Source organism: Streptomyces sp. NPDC048290 (assembly GCF_040652095.1).
Classification (GTDB): Bacteria; Actinomycetota; Actinomycetes; order Streptomycetales; family Streptomycetaceae; genus Streptomyces.
Genome location: NZ_JBEZLM010000033.1, coordinates 21,328 through 35,677, shown reverse-complemented (window position 1 = coordinate 35,677; position 14,350 = coordinate 21,328). Strand labels below are relative to the sequence as shown.

Genomic DNA, 14,350 nt, shown 5'->3' with positions numbered 1-14,350 from the left:
CCGCCCCCCACCTGCGAGAGGTGAGCCCATGGACAGCAGTGGTCCCCTGGACACCACCGGCCCCCAGCCCCCCGGAGCGCCCCGCTGGGTGGCCCAGTTCCACGACCCCGCGACGGGCGGCTGGCGGATCGGCGCGGAGTCCCCGTACCGCGCGCCCGTGGCGTACGCGATCGGGGAGATGGCCCAGACGCTGCGCGCCCGCGGCGAGGAGGTCGCCGTCACGCTGTGGGGCCCGGACGCGCCGGACGGCTGGCGCCGCCACGACTCCCCGCTGACCCCGCCCCCGGCGAGCCCGGCGAGCACGGCGGCACCGCGCTCCCAGGGCCCGACCCGCCTCACCGAGCGCATGACCGACCGCCGCCAGCAGGTCCTGCTGGCCGGACTGGGCAAGGCGGGCGTGTACGAGCTGACGGACGGGGACGAGGCGGCGGTGCAGCGGATCGTCGACACCCTGGACGAGACGACGGTCCGCACCTTGGCCCGCTGGCTCGCCCACGGGGGCACGGAGTAGGGGCCGCGTACGGGACGGCGGTCGGCCCGCCGCCCGGTGGGGGATGTGCGTAGGGGGATCTCCGGGTTCCCCGGCCGGACGCTACGGCTCCGGCGACTGGGTCCACCGGGCCCCGGACGTCTTCGCCACCGTCGGCGGTGGCGGTGGTGGCGGTGGTGTCGGCACGGTGATCGCGGGCCGGGAGGGTGCCGGGGGCGATCCCCGGGTGCGGGCCGGGGGTGCCGGGGGCGATCCCCGGGTGCGGGGGCGGTCGAGAGCTGCCCGTCTCGGGCGATCGTCCCTGCCGGGGAGCCCGGCGCGCGGGCGCCGTACGGCTGTCTGCCGGTGCGCGCCGGTGTCTGTCGGTGTCTGTCGGCGTCCGTCGGAAAAGACAGCGCCCGACCGCTGGCGACGGGGGATGCACCAGCGATCGGGCTATGGCCAAGCCTAACAAGGCCGTTGGGGTCGTGGGAGCCGACTGCTCGGGAGTGGCGAGGGTGTGTGACCGGGATCACGTGTACCGGAGGGCGGCCGGAGCCTCCGGACTAGGTCCCGCATGGAGGGTCGTAGGAGAGTCGGGGCAGGTATTCGTCCCATTTCTCCCGGGTCAGTATGAAACGGGTGGCCGCGCAGATCCGGCGCTCGGCCGCCTCCACGTCCAGGTCCCACAGCCGGACCGTGCCCGATCCGCTGGACACCCCGAGCATCCGGCTGTTCGGGCTGAAGGACAGGAAGTTGCCGGTCTTGGCGTTGGGGCTCATCGACTGGCCGATGGAGCGGGGGGCGCCGGGCCGGGACGCGTCCCACAGCCGGACCGTGTCGTCGTTGCCGCCGCTGGCCAGGGTGCGCCCGTCCGTGCTGAAGGTGAGCGACACGATCGCCTCGGTGTGCCCGGTCAGCCCGCCCCCCAGCGCCGCCGCCCGCCCCGGCTCGGCGGTGTTCCACAGCCGTACGGTGGTGTCGTCGCTGCCGCTGGCCAGGGTGCGGCCGTCGGGCCGGAAGGCGAGCGCGTTGATGGCGCCGAGATGCCCGGTGAGCGGGGTGCGGTGGCCGAGCGCGCGGGACGGGTCGGACACGTCCCACAGCCGGATGGTGGTGTCCGCGCTGCCGCTGGCCAGCGTGGTGCCGTCGGGGCTGAAGGCGAGCGCGTTGACATAGCCGGTGTGGCCGGTGAGGGGCGGGCCGAGTGGCCGGGGGTCGGCCGGGTCGGTGATGTTCCACAGCCGGATCGTGCGGTCGTCGTAGGCGGTGGCGAGGGTGGTGCCGTCGGGGCTGAAGGCGAGCGCGTCCGGACCGGCGTACCGGGTGTGCAGGGCGAGCGGTGGGCCGTGCGGGACCGGACGGGCCGGGTCGGTGACGTCCCACAGCTGGACCGCGGCGGGTCCGGCCAGGACGGCGAGAGTGGTGCCGTCGGGCGCGAAGGCCACGGACTTCACCTCACCGTCGTCCGCCGCGTGGAACGGTTCGCTCAGCCGGACCGGCCGGTCCGGGCGCCGGACGTCCCACAGGCGCAGACTCTCGTCGCGGGCGGCGGTGGCCAGCACCCGGCCGTCCGGGCGGAACGCGCCGACCCGGCCCACCATGTCCGCGGCGGGCAGCGACCACAGCCGCACCAGACCGTCACCGGACCCGGTGGCGAGCGTACGGCCGTCCGGGCTGAAGCCCAGCGCGTACATCTCGCCGCTGCCGCCCGCGAGGGGCTCACCGACCTGGGAGGGGTGCGCCGGATTGCTGACGTTCCACAGCGAGGCGGTGCTGTCCGCGCTGGCGACGGCCAGCAGCGAGCCGTCCGGGCTGAACGCGACCGACCAGATGGGCCCGGTGTGCCCGACGACCGGCATCCCGATCGGCGTGGCGTCGGCCGGGTCCGTCACGTCCCAGAGCTGCACGGTGTCGTCGGCGCTGCCGCTGGCCAGGGTCCGGCCGTCGGGGCTGAAGGCGACGGAGTGCACCAGCGCCCGGTGCGCGGTGCGCGCGCTGCCGAGCGCGACCGGCCGGTGCCGGTCGGCCAGGTCCCACAGCCGGACCGCGTGGTCGTCCCCGCCGGAGGCGAGGGTGCGCCCGTCGGGACTGAAGGCGAGGGAGCGGACGGCGGCGGTGTGCCCCGCGAGCGCGGCCAGCGCGACGGGCCGCCGCGGCTGGTCGAGGTCCCACAGCCGGACGAGCCCGTCCTCGGTGGCGGCGGCCAGCGTCCGGCCGTCCGGGCTGAACGCCAGCAGATAGACCGTGCCGTCCCGCTTGGTCCAGGGCGCGCCGAGCGGCCGGGGGTCCGCCGGGTCGGTCAGGTCCCACAGCCGCAGGGAGCCGTCGTCCGAGGCGGTGGCCAGCGTCCGCCCGTCCGGGCTGAACACGGCGGTGGACACCCAGCTGTCATGCCCGGTCAGCGGCTCGCCCAGCGGCTCGGGCCGCGCCCGGTCGGACACGTCCCACAGCCGTACGGTCCGGTCGTACCCGGCGCTGGCGAGGATCCGGCCGTCCGGGCTGAAGCTGGTGAGGTAGACCGCGCCGACATGCCCGGCCAGCGGGGTGGCGAGCGGGGCGTTGACGATCGAGATCAGCCGGTTCCAGGTGTCCTTGTCCTCCGGGCGCAGCCGGTGGGCGACCAGATCGATCTGCGCGGACAGCGACGGATCGGAGTCCCGTACCCGGTCCGCCTCGGCGAGGACCTGCGCGAACACCGCGTCGTCCCGCTCCTGCCAGGCCACCACCGCGGCGCCGACCGCCACCACCACCAGCACCATCAGCGCCGCCACCGCGCCCCGCCCGAGCCAGACGGTACGGCGGCGCAGCCGCACGGACGCGGCCAGGAACTGCACGGCGGCCCGGGTGAGGAAGGCGCCGCCCGCCTCGTCCGCCCAGCCGTGCGCCTGCTCCAGCCGCGACCCCCGGTACAGCAGCGCGGTGTCCCGGCCGCTCGCCTCCCAGGCCCGGCCGTCCTCCTCCAGCCGCTGGCGCAGCAGATTGCCGCCGCGGTCCTCGTCGATCCACTCCCGCAGCCGGGGCCAGGCGTGCAGCAAAGCCTCGTGGGTGATCTCCACGGTCTCCGCGTCCAGGGTCACCAGCCGGGCCCGGACCAGCGCCTCCAGCGACTCCTCCGTCTTGGCCGGGTCGGCGGACTCGGCCGCCAGTTGCCGCCGGGCGCCGCGCCGCCGGGTGGCCGCGGTGTCCTCGCCGACCCGCACCAGCCGCAGCAGCAGCAGCCGGGCCGCGCTCCGGGCGGCCGGGTCGAGCCCGGACCAGGCCCGTTCGGCGGTGGCGGCCACCGCCCCCTGGATACCGCCCGCCGCCCGGTACCCCGCCAGCGTCAGCCGCCCGCCCTTGCGCCGCTGCCAGGTGGCCATCAGCGCGTGCGACAGCAGCGGCAGCACCCCCGCGTCATGCGCTCCGCGCGGTCCGTCGGCGCTCACCTCCCGCACGATCAGCTCCGCGAGCCCCGGCTCCAGCTCCAGCCCCACCGCCTTCGCGGGCCCGGTCACCGCGTCCCGCAGCTCCCCGGCGGTGAGCGGTCCGAGCACCATCGTCCGGTGCTGGAGCGCGTCCGCCAGCTCGGGATGGCGCAGACACCGCTCGTAGAAGTCGGCCCGTATGCCCAGCAGCACCAGCACGGGCGGTCCGCCCCCGGGCGGCGGGGAGGCGGCGGTGTGCAGCATATGGACGAAGGCGCGGCGGACGTCGTCGTCCGCGCAGAGCGTGAAGAGTTCCTCGAACTGATCGACGATGAGGACGGGCGGGGTTCCGGGTGCGCGGGAGGGCGGGGGAGCGGGGAACGGGGCGGAGGTAGCGGTATCGGCCGCAGCGGATGCATCGGCCGTGCCGGATGCGCCGGGTATGCCGGTTATGTCCTCGAGGTCGGGGAGTCGCGGCGGCTCGGCGGTCCCGGCCAGGTGGGCGACTTCCGGTATGTCAGCCATATCCGGCACATGGGGCGGATCGAAGGTGCCGTCACCGAGGAAGGGCCGGAGATCGGGCACCTGCCGGACCAGCTCCCCCAGCGGATCACTCCCCGGTACCAGCCGGATCACGTCCCGCTCCCCGCCGAGGACCCCGCTCTCCAGGGCGGGCAGCAGCCCCGCGTTGAGCAGCGAGGACTTCCCGGCGCCGGACGCGCCGACCAGCATCACGATCCCGCCGTCCCGCTCCGCGCCCCGCAACCGGTCGATCAGCGCGTCGGTGGACCGCCGCCGCCCGAAGAACCAGCCCGCGTCCTCCTGCCGGTAGGAGGCGAGCCCGCGGTAGGGGCAGACGACACCCGGCACGGCGGCGGGCGCTTCCCGCTCTCCGCCGTCCCGCCCCTCGATCGGATCGGCGAGAGCCAGCTCCCAGAGTCGCTGCCACTGGGCGAGGTCGTAGAGCCCGGCGGAGACGGGAGCGGGTCTGGCGCGCCGGGCCGCGGGTATCAGCACCTGGAGCACGGCGGCGAGCGCGGCGAACTGCGCGGGCACGTTCTTCGCCCGCCGCCAGTCGCTGATCCGCTGCGCCGACACCCGGACCGGACGCCCGCGCTCATCGACCCGCTGCAACCGCACGACAGCCTCGGCCACACTCTTCAACGGCGGATTGCCGGCCTCCTTGTAGAGCAGCGCGAGCCGCTCGGCGAAGGCCGTGCGCGCCTGTGAATCGGCCCCCACACCGCCCCCTCCGCAGCCCCGTCCGCTCCCGGACCGTCCGGACCGGAAAACTCACCTTATACGGCTGACCTGCGACGAAGCCGTTCCACAAGCCCCGGAGCCTCCTCCGCGGACGGCCCCGGCTGGCAGGATCACGATGCAACGGCGCACCACGGTGCGTAGCCAGGGCAGGTCACCAGCTCAGCGCTCGGAGAGGCACCTGATGACGCCGCACGTTCTGGGTCAACTTCAGCCGTCGTCACGAGCCCGCACGACGGCCCCCGCGAAGACCCCCTAGAACCTGGCGAATCCACCCCCACCACCCCAACCCCCCATATTCCTCCCGATCCCCCCGCCTCTCTCCCGGACCCCCTTCTCCCTTCAGGGGTCCCCTCAGACGCGTCGCTCGGCACCGGTCTCCACGTGGGGAGGGACCGGTGCCGAGCGACGGGGTACCTCCCGGCGGCCGGCGGTGCGACACACTCCGCACCGCCCGGCGGGAGCGCGGAGCGGATCGGACGGCGGACGTCCTACGCCCGCCGCGACAGGTCGGCCACCAGCACATCGAGGGTCGCCTCCTCGTGGAGGGCGACGCCGAGTGCGGTCATCGCGGGGGCGAGATCCGCGTCCCAGTCCGCGTCGACCGGCGGGCCGTCGAGCGCCAGCCGAGGGACGCCCTCGGTCCGGCCGCGCGCCACGAGGTGCTCGTAGTCCGCCGTGCCCATCCGCCACGGCAGGGCCGCGTACCGGCGGATGACACGGTTGGCCAGGGCGATCCCCGGCCAGTCGAAGTCGCCGTGGTACGCGAAGCGGCACCCCGTGGCGGCGAGGGCGTCGAGCAGGGTGAGCACCACCGTGGCGGCGCTGCCGGAGGTGCACACCAGGGGCCGGACGCAGGACGCGTCCGCCGCGGCCTCCACCACACGGGGATTCTCACAGAGGTGGATCAGCGTCCCGGCGGGCAGCCGCAGCGGGAGATCACGCAGGTCGCGGGCGGTGAGGTGGGCCTCGGCGTGATGGTCGGCGCGGTCCCGCAGGGCCCGCTCCCGCCAGCCCTCGCCGTCCGGGCGCAGCCCGTAGGTCAGCACCGTGCTGGAGACGTCGTCCGGGGTGACCGAGACCAGCCGCCACAGCGCGCGCCGGCCGGCCGCGTCGTCGGGGAAGGCGGTGTCGTGGGCGAGGGCGACCCCGCGTTGGACGAGCCGGGCGAGCCAGGTCCCGTCGTCCAGGCCGTGCGCGGAGCCGGTCGCCAGGGCGGCGAGTTCGCCGCGGCCGACCGCGGTACCGCCCCGCTCGGGGCCCAGGAGCGTGGTGAGGACCTGGACCGCCTGTCCGCAGGTCCGTACCGCCGTCTCGGGTGTCACTCCGCGCGGGACGCCGGCCCGGCGCGCGAGGTCGTACCACCGGTGGGGCCATTCCTGGTCGGCGAGCGGGGAGGCGTCCAGGGACGCGGCGAGGGACGACCACACCTGCTCCCGCCGGGCCGCCACGTCCGCGCGGGCGGCCCGGCGGTCGGTGAGCGGCGGGCCGAGTTCCTCCAGGGTCTGCCGCAGGCCGAGTCCGGCGGCCGAGGCGCGCAGCCGGGCGTCGAGCAGATCGAGGCGTACGGTCACGGCCGTCCCGGTGAGGGGCTTGCCCAGCAGGAGCGAGAGGTCGGTGCGTTCCCGGGCGTTCATCGCGGTCAGCCGGAGCGAACCCGTGGCCTGGACGCCGTTGCCCTCCAGGCGTCTGCGTACCCCGTCCCACAGCCGGGCGAGTCCGGGGCCCGTCAGCCAGTCGCGGGTCGCGGACGGCAGCCGCCCGCTCATACGGACACCAGGCGCCGGTGCCGGCCGTTCCAGGTGTAGTGCAGGGTGGCCACCCCGCGCACATGGGGATCGCGCAGGCACTCGTAGATGTGCAGGGACGGGACCTCGGGCCAGTTGCCCATGAGCCGCTCGCTGGTGAGGACGAAGTCGAGATCGAGGTCGACGAGGAAGCGGCCCAGCCGGCTGTGGGTGGGCTCGTCGACCTTGGCGAAGGCGTCGTCCAGGAGGATCAGCCGCGGCGCGTGCGGGGCCGACTCGGCGAGACCGGTGAAGTGGGCGGCTGCCGCGGCGAAGAGCACGAGGTAGGAGAGCACCCGCTGTTCGCCCTGGCTGAGACCGGTCCGGCCGGTCAGCCTGCGGCGGCGGCCGGGCGCCGCGTCCTCGACCACGAAGGTGTGGAAGCGGAACCAGTCGCGGTAGTCGAGGGCGGTCCGCAGATGCGCCGCGTACCCGGCCGACGGATCGGCCCGGCGGGCGTCCTCGATCCGGCGCTGCAACACCTCGCGGAGCTGCTCGGTCTGCTCGCGGGTCCGAAGGCTCGACGCACCGCGCAGCAGCTCGACGGCCGCCCGCACATCGGCGTCGACGTCCTCGTCCAGCTTCCACAGCAGCTCGACACCGAGTCCGTGCGAGGTGCGTACGGTCCTCAGGATGCCGTTGAGGGCGGCGACGAGCTGCGCCGCGGCGATGACCTGGGCCGAGAGATGGTCGCCGAGTTCACCGGTCAGGAACCGCTGGAACACCTCGCGCTCGCGTTCGGTGAGCCGTCCCCGCGCCTGCTCGGCCTGGGCCGCGATCCGCTCGCCGACGGCCGCCACGTCATGGGACCCGTGGTCGTCGACCAGCCGGCACACCTTGATCCCGTCGCGTTCCTCCAACTGCGCGTCGAACCCGCCGGCCAGGTGGTCGCGCAGCTCGGTGTGCCGGTTGAGCAGGGCGCTGTCCGACACCTCGCTCTTCGGGCGGCCGAGGGCTTCCCGTACGGCGTCGGCGAGGGCGCGCAGGGCGCGCAGCCTGCTGCGGACGTCCGCGCCGGGATCGTCCGACAGGGCGGCGGGCAGCGCGGACCGGTCGAGCCCGGCGCCGCGCGTCACCTCCGGCCTGCCCAGCGCGGCACGCAGCGCGCCGCCGGTGTCGATGACCGCCGTCTCCTGGTCCGCCAGGTCCCCGCGCAGCCGCTTCTCGTCCTCCTCCGCGCGCACCCGCCGGTCGTGCAGTTCGTCGCGGGCGCGCCCGGCGCCGGGGAGGGCGTGGACGGCGTGCGCGATGCGTTCCTTGGCCGTCTGCTCGCGGGCGAGGATCTCCTCCTCGGACGACCCGATGGCCTCCTCGCGGATACGCAGGTCCTGCTCGGCGGTGCGCAGCCCGGTGAGGCGGTGCCGGTAGCCCTCGTCGGCGGTCAGCCGGTCCTCCCGGGCGCGCCGGTACCGGTCGGCGTCGGCCTCGTTCGCCCCGAGCCGCTCGCCGGTGCCGGCGACGGCCCTGCGCAACTGCCCGATTCCGCTCAGCAGGGCGGCCAGCGCGGTGCGTACACGGTCCAGGGCGGCGGGATCGCCGGGCAGGTCGTGGGCGGTCGCGGTGGCGTCCGCCTCGGTCCGCGCCGACACCGCGAGCGCGCGCGCCTCCTCGGCCAGCCGCGCCGCCCGGGTCGTCCTGGCGGTCACATCACGCAGGTTCCGCTCGGCCGACCCGGTCCTGCCCCACACGTCCACGAGATCCCGTGTCCCGGGGAAGTCCCGTTCCGCGAGGGTGAGCGCCCGGCGCAGCGCGTCGGCCGCGCCGAGCGCCGTACGGACGTCGGCCAGCCGCCGCCGCGTCCCCGTGATCCGCTCCTCCAGCTCGGCGAGGACCCGCCGCCGCGTCTCGGCGCGTACGGCGGCCCCCACGTACTCGGCGTCGTCCTTGGTGTGACGGCCGCTGAGCGCGCCCAGCCGCCAACTGCCGTCGTGGAAGACCGCGCTGGACGCGGAGGTGTCCCGCGCCGGTGCGAGTGCGATGGCCGCCAGCAGCCGCCCCACCTGCTCCGGCGTGACACCGCAGGCCGGTTCCGGGACCGGGCGCAGCGCCGCGCCGAGATCCGGTCCGTCCGACACCGGTACGGGAGCGGGCCGGAGCAGGGTGTCCCTGGTGTCCGGGTCGAGCAGGACACCGTCCGCGCCCACCCACGCGTCCAGGACGCCGCTGGCCTCCAGGGCTCCTTCCAGCCCGGCCCGGTCGGCCGGAGCCAGCCCGTCCGCGAAGTCCACCAGCCGGTAGAAGGGCGCTCCACTGCCCGGCGCCCGCGCGGCGACCCGATGGCGCGGGGCGACCGGCTCAGGATCGGTACGCCGCTCCCAGTCCCGCTTCCGCTCCGCCAGGCCGTCGAGTTCCTCGCCGAGCCGACCCGCGTCGAGCGCCAGGGCGTCCCGGCGTCCGGTGAGTTCCTCGCCGTACGGCTCCAGCGCGGCCAGCGCGGTCCGCCGCGCCTCGCGGTCGATGTCCGGCGGCAGCGTACGGTCCGCGAACGGCGCGTCGGCGGAGGTCTCGCAGCCGACGCAGGCGTCGACGGCGTCCAGCGGCGGGCAGTCGAGCCCCAGCGCGGTCCGTGTGCGCGCCCCCCACGCGGCGACCTCGTCCGCGTACGCGCGGCTCGCCTCGACGGTCTTCTCACGGTCGGCGTCGAGACGGGCGGCGGCGTCCTCCGCCTCGCCCTCCAGCCGTTCCCGCTCCTCCTCGGCCCGAGCCGCCCCGCCCCGGGCCTCGTCCGCCCGTGCGACCAGTCGGGTCACCTCCTGGACCATCCGGGCCCGGTTCCTCGCGACCCCCTCGGCGTCCTCCAGCCCGCTCTGCCAGGACCGCAGCCCGTCCCGCGCTGTGTCCGTGTCCACCCGGTCCACCGGCCGATGCCGTACGGGGTGCGTCTGGCCGTCCGGAGTCGTCAGCTCCGTCTCGGTGGCCGGGGCGAGAGCCGTGCGCGGGAGCGCCACCGCCGCGCCGAGATGGCCGGTGGGCAGCCCGGCACGCTCGGCCTGTGCCAGCAGTTCGCGGTGCTCGGTCCCCAGCTCGGCCAGCCGGCTTCCGAGGTGGGCGACCCCGTCGGCCAGCCGCTCGGCCGCGCTCTCCTCCCCGCCGTGCGCGTTCCGCAGCGTGGTGAACGCGGCCACCGCGGCGGTGTGCAGCGCCTCCACCGTGCTGCGGCGCTCCGACAGTTCGCGCAGGCTGCGGTAGGCGTGACTGGCGTGCAGGGCGGCCAGGTCGGTCCGGGCGGCCAGCTCCTGGGCGCGGAGGGTCTCCAGGCCGCCCGCCGCCTCCGCCTCCCGCGCGCGCAGGTCGCCCGTGCGGTGCGCGGCGTCCCCGGCCGCCCGGCGCCGCTGGGCGAGGACGCCCAGCTCATGGCCCACGTCCTCGGTGGCGGCGCGCAGGACTCCGGCCAGATAGCCGCGGTAGCTGGTGAGGAAGGTGCGCAGGGCGGTGTCGGTCCGTTCCAGCCGGCCCAGCTCGTCCCGTACCGCGTCGAGGTCGTGGAGGTTGCGCGCCACCTTCTCGACCACGTCCTCGTCGAGCCCCGGCAGGGTCTCGCCGAGCAGGGCGGCCAGGCCCCCGTGTTCGATACGGTCGCCGACCGTCGGGCGCCGCAGCCGGTGCAGGAGCTGGGTGAGATTGCGGTAGCGCGTCGGGTCGGTGATGCCGAACAGGTCCCGGGCCACCCGGGAGCGGTGCTGGACCGGGCGGTCGGACACGTTGTCGGGGCCGACGATCTCCTTGAGCCGGTCGACCGGCAGCGGCTTGCCGGCCTCGATCAGACGCAGCTCCGCACCGATCCGCAGCGGGGTGACGAAGAACGTCGCCAGCGCCTTCTGCGTCGACTTCGAGGCGCGGACGGCGGCACCGATCGTCAGACGGCGGTCCTCGGCGCCGTCCGCCGTGCTCAGGAACTCCACCCACAGATATCCGAGGCGGTTGGTCTGCTCGTACCCGTCCAGCATCAGCCAGGCGAGCGTGGTGCGGCCGGTACCGGTCGCGTCCAGCGCCCGGGAGTCGCCGTCCAGCAGATACGGCAGCAGCATCTCCAGAGCCTTGGACTTGCCCGCGCCGTTCTTGCCGCGCAGCAGCAGCCGTCCGTCGCCGAAGGAGAACTCCTGGGCGTCGTACTGCCAGACGTTCTGGATGCCCGCCCGGTGCAGCCGGAAGCGGGCGCCGGTGGGCGTCGCGGGGCCGGTGGGCGTCGCGGGACCAGTGGGCGTCGCGGGACTGCTGGGCGTCGCAGGACTGCTGGTCGTCGTGGGACCGGTGGGCGTCGCGGGGCCGCTGGTCGTCGCGGGGCCGGAACGCGGCAGCGGGACGAGCCTATGGGCGTCGGCGGTCACAGCGGCAACTCCTCCTGGACGTCAGGACCTCTTCCGGCGGCGGTGGCCGGGCGCACGGTGACTTGGGTGGCGTAACGGGCCGCCGCGGCGAGCAGCACCCAGCCGTCGCCGCCGGGCCGCGCGTCCTGGACATCGGTCACCGTGCGCCCTTCCGGCGCCTCCTCGGCGTACCCCTCGGGCACCCCCGCCCCCTCGGCGCGCAGCGGCCCGGCGCGGGCCACCAACCGCATCCGGACCAGCAGATCCAGTACGGCCTCGCGCAGCGCGGGCGGGTCCTCCACATACCCGCGCTGCCAGTTGCTGCGCTGCCCGTACGCGGCGATCAGCTCGGCCAGCACCTCGTCCACCAGGCCGTCCGGCACCGCCACCCCGACGACCAGCGTCCCGCCGGTCGACGGATGCCCCGGCTCCCGTGGCCGGAGCCGTTCCACCAGCCGTTCCGCCAGCAGCAGCGCCGCCTGGGCGACGGTCCCGGTGCCGGGCAGATGCAGATCCGTCAGCTCCTCGTCCGGATCGATCAGCGCCACCCCCTCCGCCCGGATCTCCATCTCCAGGCCCAGGAGTTCGGAGAAGGCCTGGGCCTCGCGGCGCTGCCGGGTGCGCAGCCAGTCCCGCTCGGCGTCGGTCAGCTCGTCGAGATGGACGACCGGGGTCTCGACCAGCATCCGGCGCACATAGGTGCGCGGCCCGCCGAACCCCGGGTCCGCCGCCCTGCGGACCAGGTCGGCGCCGTCCCGTGCCTGGGCGAGCGGACCGGCGACCACCACGCGGGCCAGCTCCCGGTCCACCGTGATCAGGGCTTCGCCGCCCGCCTCCTGCGCCATGGCCGCCACCTGCCCCTCGGTCTCGATGAGCACACCCCAGTCGACCAGCCGGCGCAGCGCCGCGACCAGGGTCCGCTTCCCCGCCGCCCGGCCCGACTCCTCCAGCTCGATCCCCGCGTCGGCCGCGGCGGCCCTGATGTCGGCCACCAACTGCGACAGCAGCAGCTGCTCGGGCGCGGTCACCAGCACGGACAGGGCCAGCGCGAGACAGGCGTAGGTGTGCGGGGTGAAGGGCGTGCCGGTGGAGCGCTCCAGCCGGTGCCCCGAGCCCGCCCCCAGCCCCGCCTTGAACAGCCGGGCATAGGAGCTGTCGACCAGCAGCCGGTAGCCGAGCACCTGCTGGAACCGTCGGCCCAGCCAGTCGGCGTGCCTGCGGATCAGCGGGAACAGATCGGCATGGGGGCCGTCCGACGCGATCAGCGGATGCGCGAGCAGCAGCCGGGCGGCGGTACGGCGTTCGGCGGCCAGGGCCACGTCGTGCGTCGAGGGAAGGCTCATGACACGCTCGCCTCGACCACGCCGTCGACGGTGTCGGCGTTGCCGGTGTCGGCACTGGCGATACGACCGATCTCGATCTCCAGGTCGTCCAGCAGCAGTTCGCCGTCGGCCGAGTACAGCACCGTCCGGATGCCCACGGTCCGGCGCACGGTGAGCCGGATGCCCAGCTCGGCGTCCTCGCTGTGCGCCGAGCCCAGCTCGAAACCGTCCGTACCGGCCCGCCTGGTGAGCTGGGCGTGTCCGAGCGCCGTGGCCAGCAGTTCGAGCAGCAGACCGAGTGCGGCCGAAGTGAGCCGCACCTGCGCGAACCGGCCGGACGCGCCGCGCAGTTCGTCCGCCGCCGCCGCTCGGGCCGCCGCCCGCCGACGCGCGGTCTCCCGTAGCCGCCGCTTCTGCGCGGAGTGGTCCTCCACCGCGGACGCCCGCCCCCGCTGGGCGCGGCTGCCCCGCTCCCGCAATGCCACCGGCACCTCGACCACAGGACCGGTCCACCAACTGGTGTAGGCGGGCACCACCTCATCGGTGGCCGGAGGTATCCCCAGATGGCGGGCGCCGTAGAGCCCGAAGGCGGCGACGGCGATGTCATGCGCGTCCTGCGGCGCCGCCTGTTCGAACCACCGGGCCAGCCGCAGCAGATCCTTGCGCCGGGACATCTCCCCGGTGGCCGACCGCAGCATCCGCTTGGCGTTGGCGAGCAGCGACTGCAACGCGCGCAGGGTGGCGTCCCGCAACTGGTCGACCTGGCTGCCCTGTCCACCGGTGTCACTGAACCACCCGCGCAGCCCCTCCCAGTCCGCGAACTCCCGCCCCCGACTGCGCTGAACCCGGACCTCGCCCTGCGCCGAGAGCCCACCGAGCCCACCGAGCCCACTGAGCCCTTGGGTATGGGCGTCCACCCGCTCCAGCAGCGCGGGGAGGTGCGGCCACAGGATGTCCAGCGCCGCCGCGATCCGGGGCGCGCGGAACGCCACATCCTCCGTGATCGCCTCGACGTAGTCCAGGAGCAGCTCCTTGAACCCCTGGTACTCGGCGCCGTCCAGGTCGTACCGGGACAGCACCTGCCCGAGGTAGGCGTAGAAGTCGCGTACGGAGTCGGCGAACTCACCGAACTGCACGAAGACCGTACTGATCCGCTCCAGCCCGTCCTGCGCCTCGACACCGCCGGGCGCGGCCACCAGCCCGGCCAGCTCCCTGAGCCCCCGCTCGACCAGCGCGAGCAACTCGTTGCTCACCTCACGGGCGGCATCGGCCTCGGCCAGGACCCCGTCGGCGTCCCGCTGGACGCGCTCCCCCAGCTTCGACAGCTGGTAGCGCGCCCGGGAACGCTGGTACTCACTGATGCTCGACGCGTTCACCGTATGACTGCTGCGCAGCAGATTCCCCCACCGCACCAACTGCTCCAGCCGCACCGTGAGCGTCTCGGCATCGAGCCCCGCACCGGAACCGCCGCCCTGGCGCAGCGTCCTCAGCAGATCCGGAACGGCGAGATCCGCGAGCAGCGTCCCGCAGAACACCCGCATGATCGCGACGTACTCCAGCCGCTCGGGCGCACTGAGACAGCTGTACACATCCAGCCGCCGCCGCGCCTCCTCATCATCACCCTGAGCCGCACGGGATGGGGATGCCTGCATGAGCGTGAGGTTACGCGGGGTGGGCGGAGGGTGGTGGGGGGTGGCCGAAAATGGGGTGGGTGGGTACGGGGTGGTGATGCTTCCGGTGACAGCGGCGTACGGGGTGGGGCGCGTGCCGGACCTGTCCTGAAGTGATCCCTCACCTG

At 74.9% G+C, this 14,350-nt stretch carries 6 protein-coding genes; 1 reads left to right on the top strand and 5 read right to left on the bottom strand.

Features of this window, described 5'->3' with window-relative positions; all coding sequences use genetic code 11:
• The first annotated feature begins 28 nt into the window (after positions 1-28).
• Positions 29-511 carry a hypothetical protein gene (locus AB0D49_RS37250; RefSeq protein ID WP_362767079.1) on the top strand — a complete coding sequence of 161 codons (483 nt, stop codon included), beginning with the start codon at positions 29-31 and terminating at the stop codon, positions 509-511.
• A gap of 524 nt (positions 512-1,035) precedes the next feature.
• On the opposite strand, the gene AB0D49_RS37245 is transcribed toward AB0D49_RS37250, so the two are convergent.
• The 5 genes from AB0D49_RS37245 to AB0D49_RS37225 all read right to left on the bottom strand — a co-directional run bounded on the left by AB0D49_RS37245 (position 1,036) and on the right by AB0D49_RS37225 (position 14,204).
• The gene (locus AB0D49_RS37245; RefSeq protein WP_362767076.1) at positions 1,036-5,118 is read right to left on the bottom strand and encodes a hypothetical protein; all 4,083 of its coding nucleotides are present in this window, start codon (positions 5,116-5,118) and stop codon (positions 1,036-1,038) included.
• A 509-nt stretch (positions 5,119-5,627) separates the two neighbouring features.
• Positions 5,628-6,905, bottom strand: a complete 1,278-nt coding sequence (locus AB0D49_RS37240) for a TIGR02679 family protein (RefSeq protein WP_362767074.1) — start codon at positions 6,903-6,905, stop codon at positions 5,628-5,630.
• The gene (locus tag AB0D49_RS37235) at positions 6,902-11,251 is read right to left on the bottom strand and encodes a TIGR02680 family protein (protein WP_362767071.1); all 4,350 of its coding nucleotides are present in this window, start codon (positions 11,249-11,251) and stop codon (positions 6,902-6,904) included. The genes AB0D49_RS37240 and AB0D49_RS37235 overlap by 4 nt, the downstream gene beginning before the upstream one ends.
• Complete coding sequence (locus tag AB0D49_RS37230; protein WP_362767069.1) at positions 11,248-12,573, bottom strand: TIGR02678 family protein; 1,326 nt, start codon at positions 12,571-12,573, stop codon at positions 11,248-11,250. Before AB0D49_RS37230 ends, AB0D49_RS37235 begins: the two co-directional genes overlap by 4 nt.
• On the bottom strand, positions 12,570-14,204 hold the full coding sequence (locus tag AB0D49_RS37225) for a TIGR02677 family protein (RefSeq protein ID WP_362767067.1): 1,635 nt from the start codon (positions 14,202-14,204) through the stop codon (positions 12,570-12,572). Before AB0D49_RS37225 ends, AB0D49_RS37230 begins: the two co-directional genes overlap by 4 nt.
• Between the last annotated feature and the right edge of the window lie 146 nt (positions 14,205-14,350).

Coding starts and splice junctions, on each gene's coding strand:
- AB0D49_RS37225 (WP_362767067.1), bottom strand. CDS start 14,204: ATGCAGGCATCCCCATCCCGTGCGGCTCAGGGTGATGATGAGGAGGCG.
- AB0D49_RS37240 (WP_362767074.1), bottom strand. CDS start 6,905: ATGAGCGGGCGGCTGCCGTCCGCGACCCGCGACTGGCTGACGGGCCCC.
- AB0D49_RS37230 (WP_362767069.1), bottom strand. CDS start 12,573: ATGAGCCTTCCCTCGACGCACGACGTGGCCCTGGCCGCCGAACGCCGT.
- AB0D49_RS37250 (WP_362767079.1), top strand. CDS start 29: ATGGACAGCAGTGGTCCCCTGGACACCACCGGCCCCCAGCCCCCCGGA.